Source organism: Sinomicrobium pectinilyticum (assembly GCF_003725735.1).
Lineage (GTDB): Bacteria > Bacteroidota > Bacteroidia > Flavobacteriales > Flavobacteriaceae > Sinomicrobium > Sinomicrobium pectinilyticum.
Window position 1 is genome coordinate 1 of record NZ_RJTM01000012.1, and the last position, 16077, is coordinate 16077.

The window sequence follows — 16077 nt, forward strand, 5'->3', positions numbered from 1 at the left end:
ATGTAAATAGTTGTTTTGAGGCCGTTGTTTTTCTGAACGTGAATAATGTTTAAGTGTAGTGAATTAACAGTCCAGGCCCCGGTGGAATACAAAAGTCAAAGGTATACCCGGGGGTTGGGCCCCGCCAAACTCTCCGTTCCGCTTGCGGAATACCCCTCTTCTGAAGAGAGAATGCCTTTTGTCTTATACATTATTCACGTTAAATACGATATTTTATTGCTTGCTTATAGGGGCTGTCATACAATGTTCCGGAATACCGAAACCATCAACAAGGGATACCACGTGTGGCCTTAGTTCCGTGCATAGCCGTTCTACGCGTTGTCTTATCGCTTTGGACTTATTGCCGCTTATATAACCGTGTTCCAGGTACCATGCGGCATTTTCCCGGATGTGATGCAGGGCGTAGAGCGTTCCCAGCTTCCGGAAGATAAACTGCATCTTTTCATCCGCTATCTGTTTTACGAAGTCGGCAAAGATTTCATAAGAAAGCATAACACCATAAGCTTTTCCCAGGGCTATGAGGTGTGTCTGAATGTTGAGCGATACCTGTTGCGGCGGAATACCCTTTTTAACGTAACGCCGTATTCTCGAAGCAGCGGTAAAGGTAAGCCGGCGTACACGGTAATGGAAAGCTTCGAGATGAAAGTCCGGGTTGAAAAGATGTTCTTTATCCGTATTGTTTGTAAAGAGGGGGTTAAAAGTGGCCAGGCGGTCACTTAGTTGTGTTCCTACCAGTTTGAGTATATCGCCGTAACTGTCACTGTTAAATTCTGATTTGAAATCGGTAAGTACGCCTTTGGCGGCAAGCTGGAGCAGTACGGTATTGTCACCTTCAAAGGTTGTGAAGATATCTACATCGTTTTTGAGGTCCCCGATCCTGTTTTCCAGGAGGTATCCCTTTCCCCCGCACGCCTCACGACATTCCTGTATTGTTTTATTGGAAAAGTCGGTGATGAGGGCTTTTAAAGCTGCTACCTGTGTCTCTATCTTCCTTCTCGACGCCTCTGTTGAAGATGAGTAAGAGCGTATCATATGCTCGAGCGTAATATGGTAAACATGCGTTTGTGCTATGGGAGTGACAAGGCGTAACTGGTGCGAAGGGTAGTCCATGATAAGGTCTTCCTGAACCTTTTCCCCGCTGTTGAACTGTCTGCGGGACAATGCATATTTCACTGCAGTGGCCAGTGCCAGTTTGGTTCCGCCGACAGCCCCTTTGGCCACACATATCCGTCCGCCTACCAGGGTGCCGAGCATGGTAAAAAACCGTTTGTTAGGGTTGCTAATGTCCGAGGAGTAATTCCCTTCCTCGTCTATATTACCAAAACGGTTGAGGAGATTTTCCCTGGGCACACTTACATTTTTGAACCATATTTTACCGTTGTCCACACCGTTTAATCCCAGCTTATACCCATTGTCTTCAATATGTACGCCGGGGGTAAGGTTTCCTTTTTCATCACGTATCCGGACAACTATGGCATGTACGCCTTCATTGGTACCGTTTACGATAAGTTGCGCAAATACGGTTGCCATCGTAGCGTGCAGTGCGTTGCCGATATATTCCTTATTATCATTTTTGCCGGGGGTGTCAATAACTATACTGTCCGTTTCCTTAACATAAGTGGCGGTGGTTTTAATACCCCGTACATTGGAGCCGTGCCTGGTTTCGGTCATGGCAAAACATCCCAGTATGCCGGCTTCTCCGGTGGCCTTCAGCCATTGGTCATGGTGTTTTCGGGTGCCCAGGTTCTGGATACTACCTCCGAACAAGCCGAACTGCACGCCGAATTTTATGGTAAGACTGCCGTCTATGAACATGAGGTTCTCGAATATGCCTGCATATGCGGGCATATTACCTATTCCGCCGTACGCTTTCTCATAGGCCATGGCCCCGTACCCTGCGGAAGCAAGAAGCTTCACCTGTTCCAACACACGCAGGCGGAAGGTGTCCTTGTCTCTCGAAATTTCCCATTGGAAAAGAGGATCGGACAGGAATTTCCGGAAGGTGTCGATATGGGGAGCATGTTCACCTTTCAGAATCCCGTCAATTTTTTCCGGGTCATAAAAATCCGCCTTCGGGGATTGCCGGGTTTGTATATCGAACAGGTGCCGGTAATGGTTGGGTTGTATGCCCAGGTTGATCTCTATGAACTTGAGGTTTTCGTTCGATATCTCCTCTTCATTGTTCCCTCGGAAGGACAATTTCATGCTGAATGAGGTAAGCGGGTAGTTATCACTCTCCACAAGCTTTATGCCCGATTGGTCTATAAGGTGCTTCCAGGAAGTGATTTCTTTGTCAAGAGGAGGGGTTTCGGTTTTCAGCCAGGAACTTATCAGTTTTCTTTCTTCCTTACTTAAGGAATCTTCCCTGACCGCCTTTTTAAATACGGCTATTTCCGAAGCCGATAACAGGTCATCGGCCCATACGACATAGAGAAAAGGGATATATTTTACAATATTTGCGGAATATTTTTCGGTTTCCATGAGATTGCGATCATCTTTATATTAAATAACGGGAAGTTACGATTTTTATCACAAAAGAAGGAATGTAAATGGGCTGTGCAGAATTTAGGAGGCAAGATAAATTCTTTTGTTGTCCATTTCTGCTATCTTTGTCCGTATGAATGAGTATTTGGATCCTACAGGCGACCATTTCTCTCCGGAAGAGATCGATATAGAAAAAACGCTGCGGCCGCTTTCTTTCGATGATTTTGCCGGGCAGGACCAGGTATTGGAAAACCTTAAGGTCTTTGTGAAAGCTGCCAACCTTCGCGGGGATGCCCTGGACCATACCCTGTTTCACGGTCCGCCGGGACTTGGAAAAACCACGCTGGCCCATATCCTGGCCAACGAACTGGGCGTAGGGATAAAGGTGACTTCCGGCCCCGTGCTGGACAAACCCGGTGACCTCGCCGGATTATTGACCAACCTGGATGAAAGGGATGTACTTTTTATAGATGAAATCCATCGCCTGAGCCCTGTGGTAGAGGAATACCTGTACTCGGCCATGGAAGATTACAAGATTGATATTATGATAGAGAGCGGGCCCAATGCACGTACCGTACAGATCAATCTTAACCCGTTTACCCTGATAGGGGCGACCACGCGTTCCGGCCTGCTGACATCTCCTATGCGCGCCCGTTTCGGTATTTCCAGCAGGCTGCAATATTATACGACCGAACTTTTGTCTACAATAGTAGAACGCAGTGCCCATATACTTAAGACCCCCATCACAATGGAAGCTGCAATAGAAATTGCAGGCCGGAGCAGGGGGACACCCCGTATAGCCAATGCCTTATTGCGCAGGATACGCGATTTTGCACAGATCAAAGGCAACGGAAATATTGATATCGAAATTGCAAGATTCGGGTTAAAAGCACTCAATGTGGATGCTTACGGACTGGATGAAATGGATAACAAAATACTTTCTACCATTATAGATAAGTTTAAAGGAGGCCCCGTGGGAATCACCACCCTGGCAACTGCTGTTTCCGAGAGTGCGGATACCATCGAAGAGGTATATGAACCCTTCCTTATCCAGCAAGGATTTATTATGAGGACCCCCCGTGGACGTGAGGTTACCGAGGCAGCCTACAAGCATCTTGGCAGGACCAAGGGCGGCTTTCAGGGGGAGTTGTTCTGAAAATTACCTCCCGGTGTTATTGGTCTCTTCCTTTTTAATATGATAGCGTATTGTTTACATTAATTTAATTCCTACAATACAATCGCATAATGCCCCCCTTCTATTTTTGCTCCTCATAAACCTGAATCCTATCTTATATGAAATCTATTCCTCTACTATTGCTGTTGTGGCTGGTATATCCGGTGTTCACGATAACAGCACAAACAACCCATGCCATTATCGAAGGGACTGTCGTTGACCATACTTCCGAACCCCTGATGGGAGTTTCCGTAATGGTGAAGAACGAATCCACGGGGTTTTCAACGGCTACCATAACCGATATGAACGGTAAATACAGTATTAAACAGCTTCCGCTCGGAAAACCTTATACGATCACTGTTTCTTATCTCGGTTTCGGCACCCAGACCAGGACGGGATATGAACTGAACCAGGGCGATGCCCTGCGGGTGGATTTTAAAATGGAAGAATCTGCGGAGGCACTCGATGAAGTGGTGGTGTCTGCCTCCGAATTGAAGAATACGATAAAGAATTTCGGGGCGGCCACATCGGTGACAGCCCGCGATCTCCAGAAATTACCCGTAAACGGGCGTAATTTTACTTCTTTGATAGACCTGTCCCCGCTGAGCACGGGCAACAGCCTCTCCGGACAATTGCCTTCGTCTACAAATTTTACGGTAGACGGTATGACGGCACGAAACCCTACATCCGGGGGTACTGCAAATCGTCGCGGTGGCTCGTATGCCATTTCCATGGAGGCCATTCGTGAGTTCAAAGTCTCGACGAACCAGTACGATGTCACCTACGGAAGAAGCGGAGGGGGCTCCATAAATACAGTCACCAAATCCGGTACCAATACCCTGACAGGAAGCATTTTTACCTTTGCCCGTACCGACTGGTTATCCAGTCCGAATGATATTCGCGGTAATAAACGCGATGAAGACTTTTCATCTTACCAATACGGTTTTTCTCTCGGGGGACCGATCATTAAAGATAAAATGCACTTTTTTGTGGCATGGGACCACCAGGAAGATACCAATCCGTTGCAGATTGCCGATATACGTACCCCGGAAGACGAACGCAGGTATAACGTATCGCAGCAATCCCTCGACCGTTTTCTTGATATTGCGCGCAGTAAATACGGTGTGGCCGATTCTCCGCAGTTTGGTTCTTTCAACAGGAAACGGGGAACAGATGCCGTCTTTGCCCGTATCGACTGGCAGTTGAATGAAAAGAACCTCCTGACGCTCCGTAACAATTATGTTTTTGACCTTAACCGAAGGGGGATTTCGGACAACAGTAGTATCAACTTGTATGAAGTGTACGGTAATGTACGTACGACGGACAATAGTTTTCTGGCTTCCCTGCGCTCCGAACTGAACCCGAAAATGACGAATGAACTGAAGTTTCAGTACCTGAGGACATCGGAAAGTGCTTTTCCCGGAGACCAGATACCTTCGGCGAATATTCCCCGTGCCATTGTAGAGCGGGTGCAATCCCAGGTAAACGGTAATGATGTATTTACCACCATTCAGCTCGGGGGACAGCGCTATATTCCGGAATCATTCTACAACAATGTGTTCCAGCTCGTGGATAACCTGTATTACAGCACGGATAAAATAGATTACACTTTCGGGATTGACCTGATGTATACACATATGAAGTCCGTGTACGGAAGTGAGATGAACGGAAGGTTCTATTTTACCGGACTGGATGATTTCGAAAACCTGGACCCTTATCGCTATGTGCGGGAAGTAAACCTGATGAACGATCCGGCGGTAACACAGAATATCATCGCAACCGGTGCCTATGCCCAGATGCAGACCAACCTTTTTCCCGGATTTGAGTTTATGGCCGGTATCCGGGCAGACTATACCAATTACATGGATAAGCCGAATTTTAATGAAATTGTCTATGAGGATCTGGGGCTTCGTACCGACAAAAGCCTTACCACATTTCAACTTCAGCCCAGAATACAGGCTACATGGGATATCGGGGAAAGGCAAAAAGATATCTTGCGGTTCGGTGCCGGAATTTTCGGAGCGGATATCAATAATTATGTGATGATAAACAATATGGTATTTGACGGTACCCGCGTAGCATCCGTGGATATTAACCGCAATAATGTGGATATTCCTACTCCCGACTTTCCGGGATACCGGGCGGATCCTTCCACGGCCCCTGGAGCAGAAATACTCGAAGAGCTCGGTATTACTCCTATCAATACCATAAATATGAACGGAGACGATGTAAAAATACCAACACTTTATAAAGCCAACCTTTCCTATAACCGCTTTTTTACCGATCGTTTTAAAATGGGACTGAGCCTTTATGCATCCTTTGCGAGGAATAATTACATGTACACCGATGCCAATATGGTGGATGATCCTTATTTTCGTTTGGCTAACGAAGGGAACCGCGGCGTATATGTGCCGGCCAGTACCATTGACCCTTCCAACGGAGCTGCAAACTGGGCCGAAGGAAGGAAAACGGACAGGGTAGGACGTGTATTGAAACTGAACAGTGACGGAAAGGTAAACAACTACGCTGTTGTACTGGACGGAACATATCAATATTTCGAGGACGGCATATTGTCGTTCAGTTATACCTGGAACGATACCAAAGACAACACCAGCTTTAACGGGGATGTGGCCAATACGGCAACCCTAGTGACCATGACCCCCGGTGACCCGAGAGATCTGGGGCAGATGAATTATTCCAACAATCATTTTCGTCATAAACTGGTCTTGTATGGCTCCCTGCCCACCTTTCACGGTTTCAGTCTTTCTTTCCGCTATTCCGGATTTGGGGGAACGCGTTATTCGCTCATTGTTAATGGTAACGTAAACGGGGATTTCGTAAGCTCCAATGACCTGGCCTATATCTTTGATCCCGGTAATCCCGAAACGCCCGAAGCATACAGGGACGGTATAGAACAAATATTGAACAACCCGGAAGCCAGTGAACACCTGAAAGATTATATCCGGGACAGTTACGGAAAGATTGCCGGAAGGAACGGAGGGGTTAATGATTTCTTCGGGACCTGGGACGTAAGCCTCAGGAAAAGGTTCAATACCTTTAAATCCCAGTATGTCGAACTGTCTGCCGATGTATTTAACCTGGCCAATATGCTCAATAAAAAGTGGGGAGCGCGTAAAACCCTTGGCAACCAGAATATCTATTCGATAGGAGGTTTTGATACGGATTCCAACACTTATAATTACAATGTCAATCCCAATACCGGGGTGGCATCACCATCCGGAAACCCTTACCAGATACAGCTGGGTATCCGGTATGGGTTCTGATGAAGATACGGTGTTTTCTGGCTGTATTTCGGATAATTGTGGCGAAGTAAGTATCTTTGTCCCGTCCGCAGAGAACACAACACATGATTGATGTAAAACACAGGTATACAGAGCGTATTAAAGCCGAAGCAAAACGCCTCGGCTTTATGTCCTGTGGTATATCCAAAGCGGAATTCCTGGAAGAAGAAGCCCCCCGCCTGGAACAATGGCTGAAGCAGAATATGCACGGCGAAATGGGATATATGGAAAACCACTTCGACAAACGGCTGGACCCCCGGCTGCTGGTGGAGGGGGCAAAAAGTGTTATATCCCTTACCCTTAATTATTTCCCGGAAGAAGTACAGTCGCAGGATACGGATAGTCCTAAGATCTCCAAATATGCCTACGGAAGGGATTATCATTTCGTTATCAAGGATAAATTAAAGCAGCTTTTGGAGTTTATAGGGGAAGAGATAGGAGAAGTCGGCGGCCGGGCCTTTGTAGATTCCGCACCGGTACTGGACAGGGCATGGGCTACCCGGAGCGGATTGGGCTGGATAGGGAAGAACAGCAACCTCATAACCAAAAAAGTAGGGTCTTTCTTTTTCATAGCCGAACTTATCGTAGATCTGGAGCTCGAATATGATAATCCCGTGACTACCGACCATTGCGGCAGCTGTACGGCCTGTATAGATGCCTGTCCCACACAGGCCATTGTAGAACCGATGGTCGTGGACGGAAGCAAATGTATCTCTTATTTTACTATAGAGCTTAAAGGGAACATCCCCGCTGAATTTGACGGAAAACTGGACGATTGGATGTTTGGGTGCGATGTGTGCCAGGACGTGTGCCCGTGGAACCGCTTTTCCAAACCTCACAATGAACCCTTGTTCGATCCGCACCCCGATTTGCTGAAAATGAGCAAAAAGGACTGGGAGGAGATTACGGAAGAAGTATTCCGCGAAGTTTTTCGGAAATCGGCAGTAAAACGTACGAAGTACGAGGGATTAAAGCGGAATATAGAATTTTTGAAAAAATCCTGATGTTTCTATCTTATTTACTGGTTACAATCGCTTTGGTTGTTTCCCGTAATACCAGGTGTGTCTGTAGCTTGATCTCATAGAATTCAACCGGCAGCTTTTTGTTTTTACGGTGTATTTCATCTATGAGCAGAGATGCGGATTCCTTACCTATTTGAACGCTGGGTTGATCTACCGTAGATAAATGCGGTTTTATGTAGGGAGTAATGAGCCAGTTACTGAAGCCCATAACCGAAATCTGGTCCGGAATGGAAATATTGGCATCGTTCAGGTATGAAATGGCGCCGAGTGCTATATGGTCAGTAATGCAAAAAATGGCATCGGTATCCGGATGTGCCTGAAGTAATTCTTTGGCATTTTCCCTTCCTTCGGCAATACTCAGGTCCTCACAGATATACACCAGCGATTCGTCGGGGGTAATTCCGTGTTTCTCCAGGGCCTTTGTATATCCTTTCAGCCTGGAGTTGTAGTTGCTGGGGAACTTGGGGCCGCCAAAGAGGGCAATCTTCCGGCAACCTGTTTTTATAAGATGTTCAACAGCTTTAGAAGCTGCTTTTTCATCGTCTATGATGACTTTAGAGCAGTTTACCTGGCGCGTGATCTTGTCAAACAGTACCAGGGGCACCTGATTTTTGACAACTTTGTGCAAATGATCATAACGGTTGGTTTCATTGGCCAGTGACATCAAAATGCCATCTACCCTCTTTTCAAGAAGCAGGTCTACCTGCTTTTCTTCCATGGCCATGGATTCGTCAGAGAACAAAACAATTACCTGGTAACCATGTATATTGGCCTCGGAAATAATACCTGTAATGGTCTCCGCGAAAAACTGATGGTCTACCTTGGGCAATATAACCCCTATGGTTTTGGATTGATTGCTGCGCAATGTCACTGCATGTATATTGGGCTTGTAATTCAGCTTTTCCGCCAGAAGTTTTACCGCATGCTTGGTGTCATCACTTATATCCGGGTAATCTTTCAGGGCTTTGGACACTGTGGTGACCGAAACCCCGAGTATGGAAGCTATATCTTTTAAGGTAACTTGACTCATAAAAATCTCATTAACGAGAGGCTTTCTACACAAAATCTCTTACGGCATGTATAAGGAGCAATAATACAAAAGAAATACATTTTTTGGTATCTAAAAAATAGATATTCAATAAAATATACCTTCTTATATTCCAAATGTGTTATATTTTTTATTTTGAGGATGTTCCGTTTACAGGCAAAAAGGACTATCCCATTACCTCCAGAACAGGAAAGCTGGTATAGGAATGTCTTTTCGGGTATGTTTTTTACATCTATGGGACTGTAAAAGGCAAATAATGGCCCTGCTCAGACTTTACCCTTTAAAAAACCCTTTAGCAATTCCCTGACACTATCGGTGTCTTTAATGTAATATCTCGCACTGGTTTCCTTGAGCCCTACTTTTACGGTATAAGCCTCTTCGGGAAGCTCCCGGAACATATACTCATCGGTCCAGTCGTCACCAATGGCAAAAATAAAATCGTAATCTTTCTCTGCAAGCAGGCGCGACGAAGCCCTTCCCTTATTTACATTACTGCTTTTGATCTCTATGACTTTATTGCCTTCCAGCACACTGAGTTCGTGGTTGGAAATAAGGCTGGTAAGCACGGTTTTCAATTCCGTGGCACGCTGTTGGGCCAGTTCCGGGTCGGCTTTACGGAAATGCCATGCCAGTGAAAAGTTCTTTTCTTCTATAAAAGTTCCCGGGGTACGGTCTACAAAAGTTTCTATAATGGGCCTCAGGTTATTCATCCACTCTTTTTTCAGCTTTTCGAGGGCCTGCCATTCCTTGTAGCCGGATTTTAACCATACACCGTGCTCTACGATAAGCGTATACCTGCGATCGCCGAACCATTTCGTAAAGGTTTCCTTATCCCTGCCGCTTATGAGAACAAGATCCGTGTTTTCCTGATTGCTCAGGTCGTCCAGCAGATCGTAAAGCGCATCGTCCGGTTTGGCATCTTTGGGGATGTTGGTAAAATTCACCAGGGTGCCGTCATAATCCAGGAGAATGAGTTTTCTTTTGGCTTTATAATAGGAGCCAAATAATTGTTTTTTGATTTCGGGGGTGATCTTTTTGGAAACGATGACATGGTGTTGCTGTTTGGTGGCGTGCAGGGCTTTCATAAATTCCTTGGCCCATTTTTCCACACTGTACCGCTCCAGGCGTCGTTGCATAAAGGCATTTCTTTCCGCCTGTTCTTCCTCGGTCATTTCAAGGGCCCTCTTTAGGGTGTCGGCTATTTGCTCAAAATTATTCGGATTGATCAGCAGGGCCTCATTCATTTCTTTTGCTGCCCCTGCCATTTCGCTTAAGACCAGAACACCGTCCTTGTCCACCCGTGTAGCAATATATTCTTTGGCAACCAGGTTCATACCGTCACGTATGGGTGTTATCAGGGCTACTCCGCATGAAGTATACAGGTCAATGAGGTTCTCGAAAGGCATGGAACGGTAGAAATACCATATAGGTGTCCAGTTGACGGTAGAAAATTTTCCGTTGATACGCCCTACGAGTTCGTCCGTTTCTTTTTTCAGTAGCTGGTATTGCGGTACATTGGAACGCGATGGGACGGCCAGGAGTATAAAACGTACTTTTTCGCGGAATTGCGGATACTTGTCAAGAAAATATTCGAATGCTTTTAGCCGGTTGGGAATACCTTTGGTGTAATCCAGCCGGTCTATGGAAAGTATCATCTTGGCGTCCGGGGCTGATTGTAAGTGAGCATCCAGTCGTTTTTTCAGGTCGGATTTATATTCCGGGCCCTGTTCGTGGTGTGCAATGGCGGCATTCCGGAATTTGTTGTAGTCGATTCCCATGGGAAAAGAATCTACCCGGAGGGTACGTCCCTGGTAAGAGATTTCGTTAAAATGGGTATCCAGCCGCAATATACGGCGTACGGAACTCAAAAAATGTCTTTCGTAATCGTAGGTATGGAAACCAAGAAGATCTGCTCCCAGCATACCGTTAAGCAATTCTTCCCGCCAGGGGAGTGCCCGGAATACCTCATAGGAAGGAAAAGGAATATGCAGGAAGAAACCGACCGAAACATTGGGACGTTCCCGTTTTATGAGTTCCGGAAGCAGTAATAACTGGTAGTCGTGTACCCAGATGGTATCTCCGTCATTGGTGTGCTCTAATACGGTTTCGGCGAATTTCCGGTTGACTTCCTTATAGGATTCCCAGTGTTTCCCCTCAAAAGTGGTATATTCCATGAAATAATGGAACATGGGCCATAAGGTGTTGTTGCTGAATCCGTAATAGAAGTTGTTGAGGTCCTTTCCGGTAAGGGACACTGCCGCACAGTTTTCTTTGGCTATGGCTGCATTTACCTTTTCCGTAAGTTTTGGATCGAGGTCTTCTTCTTTGAGGCCGGACCACCCTATCCACAGGCTTTTACCACCCTCATGTACGGATTTCATTCCGGTGGCCAGTCCGCCGACACTGGGGGTGAGCACGAGATTATTATTATGTAGGGATATTTGTAAAGGGAGTCTGTTAGAAACAATAATGGTTTTGTTCATTAGATTTGTAATTTAATAGCTGTTTGTGTTGTTTTCTTTTTCATATTCCGGATGCATATTTTTTTCATTTCATGATTCGCCTCCTTTTATTTTATTTATTTCGCAAAAGTTGAATTAAGCGATCTTTTTTTCGTTAATTTAAGGATTTTATTCGAATTTTAAGGTCTTAAAAAGTATTATTAAAGGCGTGAATATCCGTTCCGGGAAAGTAGTTCCCGGGTTCTCACATCAAATCGGCACGATTGCCGGAAACGGGTATTTGCCATATATATAAACCACTTTAACCATACTTGAATTCATGGATAATCTCGATTACGGAATCATAGGAAATTGTAAAAGTGCGGCATTAATCTCCAAAACAGGCTCCCTGGACTGGTGTTGTCTTCCCGAGTTTGACTCGTCCTCGGTTTTTGCCAAGCTGCTGGATGACGAGATCGGCGGCAGTTTTGAAATTCTCGTATCCGATAATTATACTATAGAACAAAATTATATGCCTAACACCAACATATTGGTGACCAGATTTTCGGAAGGGAAAAATGTTTTTGAGATATATGATTTTATGCCGCGGTATAAACTCGAAGGCCCCGGGCATTATGCCCCGCCCGATATTATCCGTTACATACAATATGTCTCCGGAAAACCGGTGTTCAGGGTAAAATACGATCCTAAACTGGAATATGCCCTGGCCGACACTTCCACAAAAATAAAATCGGATTATATTGTGAGTGTTACACAGGAAGGCAAATACGATTCCTTATACCTGTACAGCAGCCTGGACAAGAAAAAGATTGTGGACGGTGAAGAGATAAAGCTCAAGCAGGACGAGTTCTTTCTGCTCAGCTATAACGAAAAAATATTCCGGCAGAACACCCAGCAGGCCTATCTGGATATGCAACGCACCAAGGTATACTGGCTGAACTGGACAGACCGTACACCTTCCTATAAGAAGTATAACCAGGAAATCATACGAAGTGCCCTGACCCTCAAGTTACTGAGCCATAACAGGACCGGGGCCGTGCTGGCTGCTGCTACCACTTCACTCCCGGAGACCATCGGGGAAGTGAGAAACTGGGATTATCGTTTTTGCTGGATACGGGATGCCTCTATGGTGATAAAAGTCGTTTCTGCCCTGGGGCATGTGGATCTGGCCAGGAATTATTTACAGTTTATCATAGATATCATACCGGACAAAGATGAAAAGCTGCAGATCATGTATGGTATCAACAAAGAAAAGATACTGGAGGAAAAAACGCTGGATCATCTCAAGGGTTACGGGAACTCCAAACCGGTACGGATCGGTAATGCCGCTTACGAGCAGCGTCAGAATGATATTTATGGCATCCTCATGGATGTAATCCACCAGCAGATCGTGAAATTCGAAACCTCACTGGATAATTGCGAGGAACTGTGGACCATAACCAAGGGAATAGTCTGGGTCGTACGTGAGCACTGGGAAGAACCTGATAAGGGGATTTGGGAATTCCGTACGGAGGAACGGCATTTTACTTTTTCCAAAGTTCTTTGTTGGGTGGCCATAGACCGTGCCATAAAGGTAGCCCATATCCTCGGAAAAGCGCAGCATGTCACCAAATGGATAGACCTGGAACTGCAGATCCGCGAAGATATACTGAACAAGGCATGGAACGAGAAGGTCCAGGCTTTTACCCAGGCCTACAGCGTGGAGGACCTTGATGCTTCCGTGCTGTTGATGGAGCCTTATGGTTTTATCCAGGCCAATGACCCTAAGTACATCAAAACCGTCAAGGCTATCGAAAAAGAACTGTGCTACGAAGGACTGCTGTACCGCTACAAAAACAAAGATGATTTCGGCCTCCCGACATCTTCTTTCACCGTCTGTACCTTTTGGTTTATTAACAGCCTGTATAAAATAGGGGAGCACAAAAAGGCGATAAAGATGTTCGGAAAACTCCTTTCTTACAGTAATCACCTAGGGCTTTTCAGTGAAGATATCGATTTTCAGTCAAAGAGGTTATTGGGGAATTTCCCGCAGGCCTATTCCCATCTCGCCCTTATAGAAACGGCTATTAACCTCTCTAATGTTATTACCGAAGAAGAAGAGATAAAAGTAGTGGTACACTGACGGGTGCAGGGGAGCAAAACAGAATACGGACAGACGCCGGATTTCTTGGGTCCGGCGTTTCAATTTTAACGATTTCTTATGCCACCGGTTAATTTTCCTTTTACCTTTGTATCTCCTATAAAATACTGGACATGACTAAAAAGAATAACAAGCTCAGAAGAGAGGCTTTGGTTTACCATGCAAAGCCCCAGCCGGGAAAAATAAAAGTGGTTCCTACCAAACGCTACGCTACGCAGAGAGACCTCGCGCTTGCGTATTCTCCCGGGGTGGCAGAGCCCTGCCTGGAAATCGAGAAGAATGTTAGCAATGCATATAAATATACTTCCAAAGGTAACCTGGTTGCCGTAATATCTAACGGAACAGCGGTGCTGGGATTAGGAGATATAGGCCCCAGTGCGGCAAAACCCGTTATGGAAGGTAAAGGATTACTCTTTAAAATATTTGCGGATATCGATGTGTTTGACATAGAAGTGGATACCAAAGATGTGGACAAATTTATTGAAACGGTAAAGAATATAGCGCCCACATTCGGAGGGATAAACCTCGAAGATATAAAGGCTCCCGAAGCATTTGAAATAGAGAGAAGACTAAAAGAAGAACTGGATATACCGGTAATGCACGATGACCAGCACGGCACGGCCATTATATCGGCAGCTGCGCTGCTCAATGCCGTGGAGATCTCCGGTAAAAAAATAGAGGAAATAAGGATAGTGGTAAGCGGGGCAGGCGCGGCAGCGGTATCCTGTACCAAGTTGTACAAATCATTCGGCGCCAGGGCAGAAAATATTGTCATGCTGGACAGTAAAGGAGTGATCCGGAAAGACCGGGAGAACCTCTCTATGGAAAAAATGGAGTTTGCTTCCGACCGAAAAATAGATACCCTCGAAGAAGCTATGGTGGATGCCGATGTATTTATAGGTCTTTCCATTGCCGATATCGTAACCCCGGAAATGCTGTTGTCCATGGCCGAAAACCCTATAGTTTTTGCCATGGCCAATCCCAACCCGGAGATTTCTTATGATTTGGCGGTCGCGACACGAAAAGATATTATCATGGCCACTGGGCGTTCCGACCACCCTAACCAGGTGAACAATGTGCTCGGTTTTCCCTTCATTTTCAGGGGAGCACTGGATGTACGGGCAACTAAGATCAATGAAGAAATGAAAAAGGCTGCCGTGGTAGCACTTGCGGAACTGGCCAAGGAAAGTGTGCCGGAGCAGGTGAATATTGCCTACGGAGAAACCAAACTCAACTTCGGGAGGGAATACATTATTCCCAAGCCCTTTGATCCGAGACTTATTGCCAGGGTCCCTCCGGCAGTAGCCAGGGCTGCAATGGAAAGCGGAGTTGCCACAGAACCCATTGATGATTGGGAAAAGTATGAAGAGGAGCTCATGCAAAGGCTGGGCAATGATAACAAAATAGTACGATTGCTCCATAACAGGGCCAAGACCGATCCGAAACGTATTGTCTTTGCAGAAGCAGATCAGCTCGATGTGCTAAAAGCCGCCCAGATTGTTTATGAAGAAGGTATAGGGCATCCTATTCTTCTGGGGAGGGAAGACATTATCCGGGAGCTTAAGAAGGAAATAGAATTTGATGCGGATATTGAGATCATCGATCCCAAAACCGACGAACACAACGATAAGAAGAACCAGTACGCAAAACGTTACTGGGAGAGCAGACAGCGCAGCGGTATTACCCTTTACGAAGCGGAGAAAAAAATGCGGGAACGCAACTACTTTGCTGCCATGATGGTCAATGAAGGAGACGCAGATGGTCTCATAACAGGATATTCCAGGAGTTATCCGTCCGTCGTAAAACCTATGCTCGAACTGATCGGGAAAGCGAAAGGAACGGCAAAAGTTGCTGCCATGAACCTGATGATCACGGAAAGAGGGCCCATGTTCCTCTCGGATACTTCCATAAATATTAATCCGACGGGAAAAGAACTCGCCAAAATAGCCCAAATGACAGCGCATACGGTGAAGATGTTCGGTTTTGAACCGGTTATTGCCATGCTTTCTTATGGCAATTTCGGTTCTTCCTCCTTTCCGGAAGCCTCGAAAGTGCGGGAAGCAGTTACCTATCTTCACAAGTATTACCCGGACATTATCGTGGATGGGGAATTGCAATCGGATTTTGCATTGAACAGGGATATGCTCCAGGATAAGTTCCCGTTCTCCAAACTGGCAGGTAAAAAAGTAAATACGCTTATCTTCCCCAACCTGGATGCCGCTAACATTACCTATAAGTTGATGAAAGAACTCAACAAAGCAGATTCCATTGGTCCCATATTAATGGGAATGCGCAAACCGGTACATATACTGCAACTGGGCGCAAGTGTGGAAGAAATGGTGAATATAGCTGCTGTTACTGTTGTGGATGCCCAGGAAAAGGAGAAAAAGGAAAAGCAGATAGCTGCCGCTGCTGCGGACATTTAACCCGTACAGGCCCTGATAA

General features: G+C 45.8%; 8 protein-coding genes. 5 read left to right on the forward strand and 3 right to left on the reverse strand.

Annotated features, from left to right (window positions below; all coding sequences use genetic code 11):
* Positions 1-213: 213 nt before the first annotated feature.
* Complete coding sequence (locus ED312_RS02605) at positions 214-2481, reverse strand: acyl-CoA dehydrogenase family protein (protein ID WP_123214451.1); 2268 nt, start codon at positions 2479-2481, stop codon at positions 214-216.
* 136 nt (positions 2482-2617) lie between these two features.
* Between ED312_RS02605 and ruvB the strand changes: the two genes are divergently transcribed.
* The 3 genes from ruvB to queG all read left to right on the forward strand — a co-directional run bounded on the left by ruvB (position 2618) and on the right by queG (position 7964).
* Positions 2618-3640 carry a Holliday junction branch migration DNA helicase RuvB gene (ruvB, locus tag ED312_RS02610; protein WP_123214452.1) on the forward strand — a complete coding sequence of 341 codons (1023 nt, stop codon included), beginning with the start codon at positions 2618-2620 and terminating at the stop codon, positions 3638-3640.
* 137 nt (positions 3641-3777) lie between these two features.
* Positions 3778-6942 carry a TonB-dependent receptor gene (locus ED312_RS02615; protein WP_123214453.1) on the forward strand — a complete coding sequence of 1055 codons (3165 nt, stop codon included), beginning with the start codon at positions 3778-3780 and terminating at the stop codon, positions 6940-6942.
* An 83-nt stretch (positions 6943-7025) separates the two neighbouring features.
* Positions 7026-7964: a tRNA epoxyqueuosine(34) reductase QueG gene (gene queG, locus ED312_RS02620; RefSeq protein WP_394342841.1), complete on the forward strand. Its 939-nt coding sequence runs from the start codon at positions 7026-7028 to the stop codon at positions 7962-7964.
* A 10-nt stretch (positions 7965-7974) separates the two neighbouring features.
* Here queG and ED312_RS02625 read toward each other — a convergent pair whose 3' ends face one another.
* A complete protein-coding gene (locus tag ED312_RS02625; protein WP_123214454.1) occupies positions 7975-9012 on the reverse strand; it encodes a LacI family DNA-binding transcriptional regulator in 1038 nt (345 codons plus the stop codon).
* 284 nt (positions 9013-9296) lie between these two features.
* Complete coding sequence (locus ED312_RS02630; protein ID WP_123214455.1) at positions 9297-11513, reverse strand: bifunctional alpha,alpha-trehalose-phosphate synthase (UDP-forming)/trehalose-phosphatase; 2217 nt, start codon at positions 11511-11513, stop codon at positions 9297-9299.
* A 298-nt stretch (positions 11514-11811) separates the two neighbouring features.
* Between ED312_RS02630 and ED312_RS02635 the strand changes: the two genes are divergently transcribed.
* Entirely contained in the window at positions 11812-13614 is a 1803-nt protein-coding gene (locus tag ED312_RS02635; RefSeq protein ID WP_123214456.1) for a glycoside hydrolase family 15 protein, read from the forward strand.
* A gap of 131 nt (positions 13615-13745) precedes the next feature.
* Positions 13746-16058, forward strand: coding sequence for an NADP-dependent malic enzyme (locus tag ED312_RS02640; protein ID WP_123214457.1), 2313 nt, complete (start codon positions 13746-13748; stop codon positions 16056-16058).
* The last annotated feature ends 19 nt before the right edge of the window (positions 16059-16077 follow it).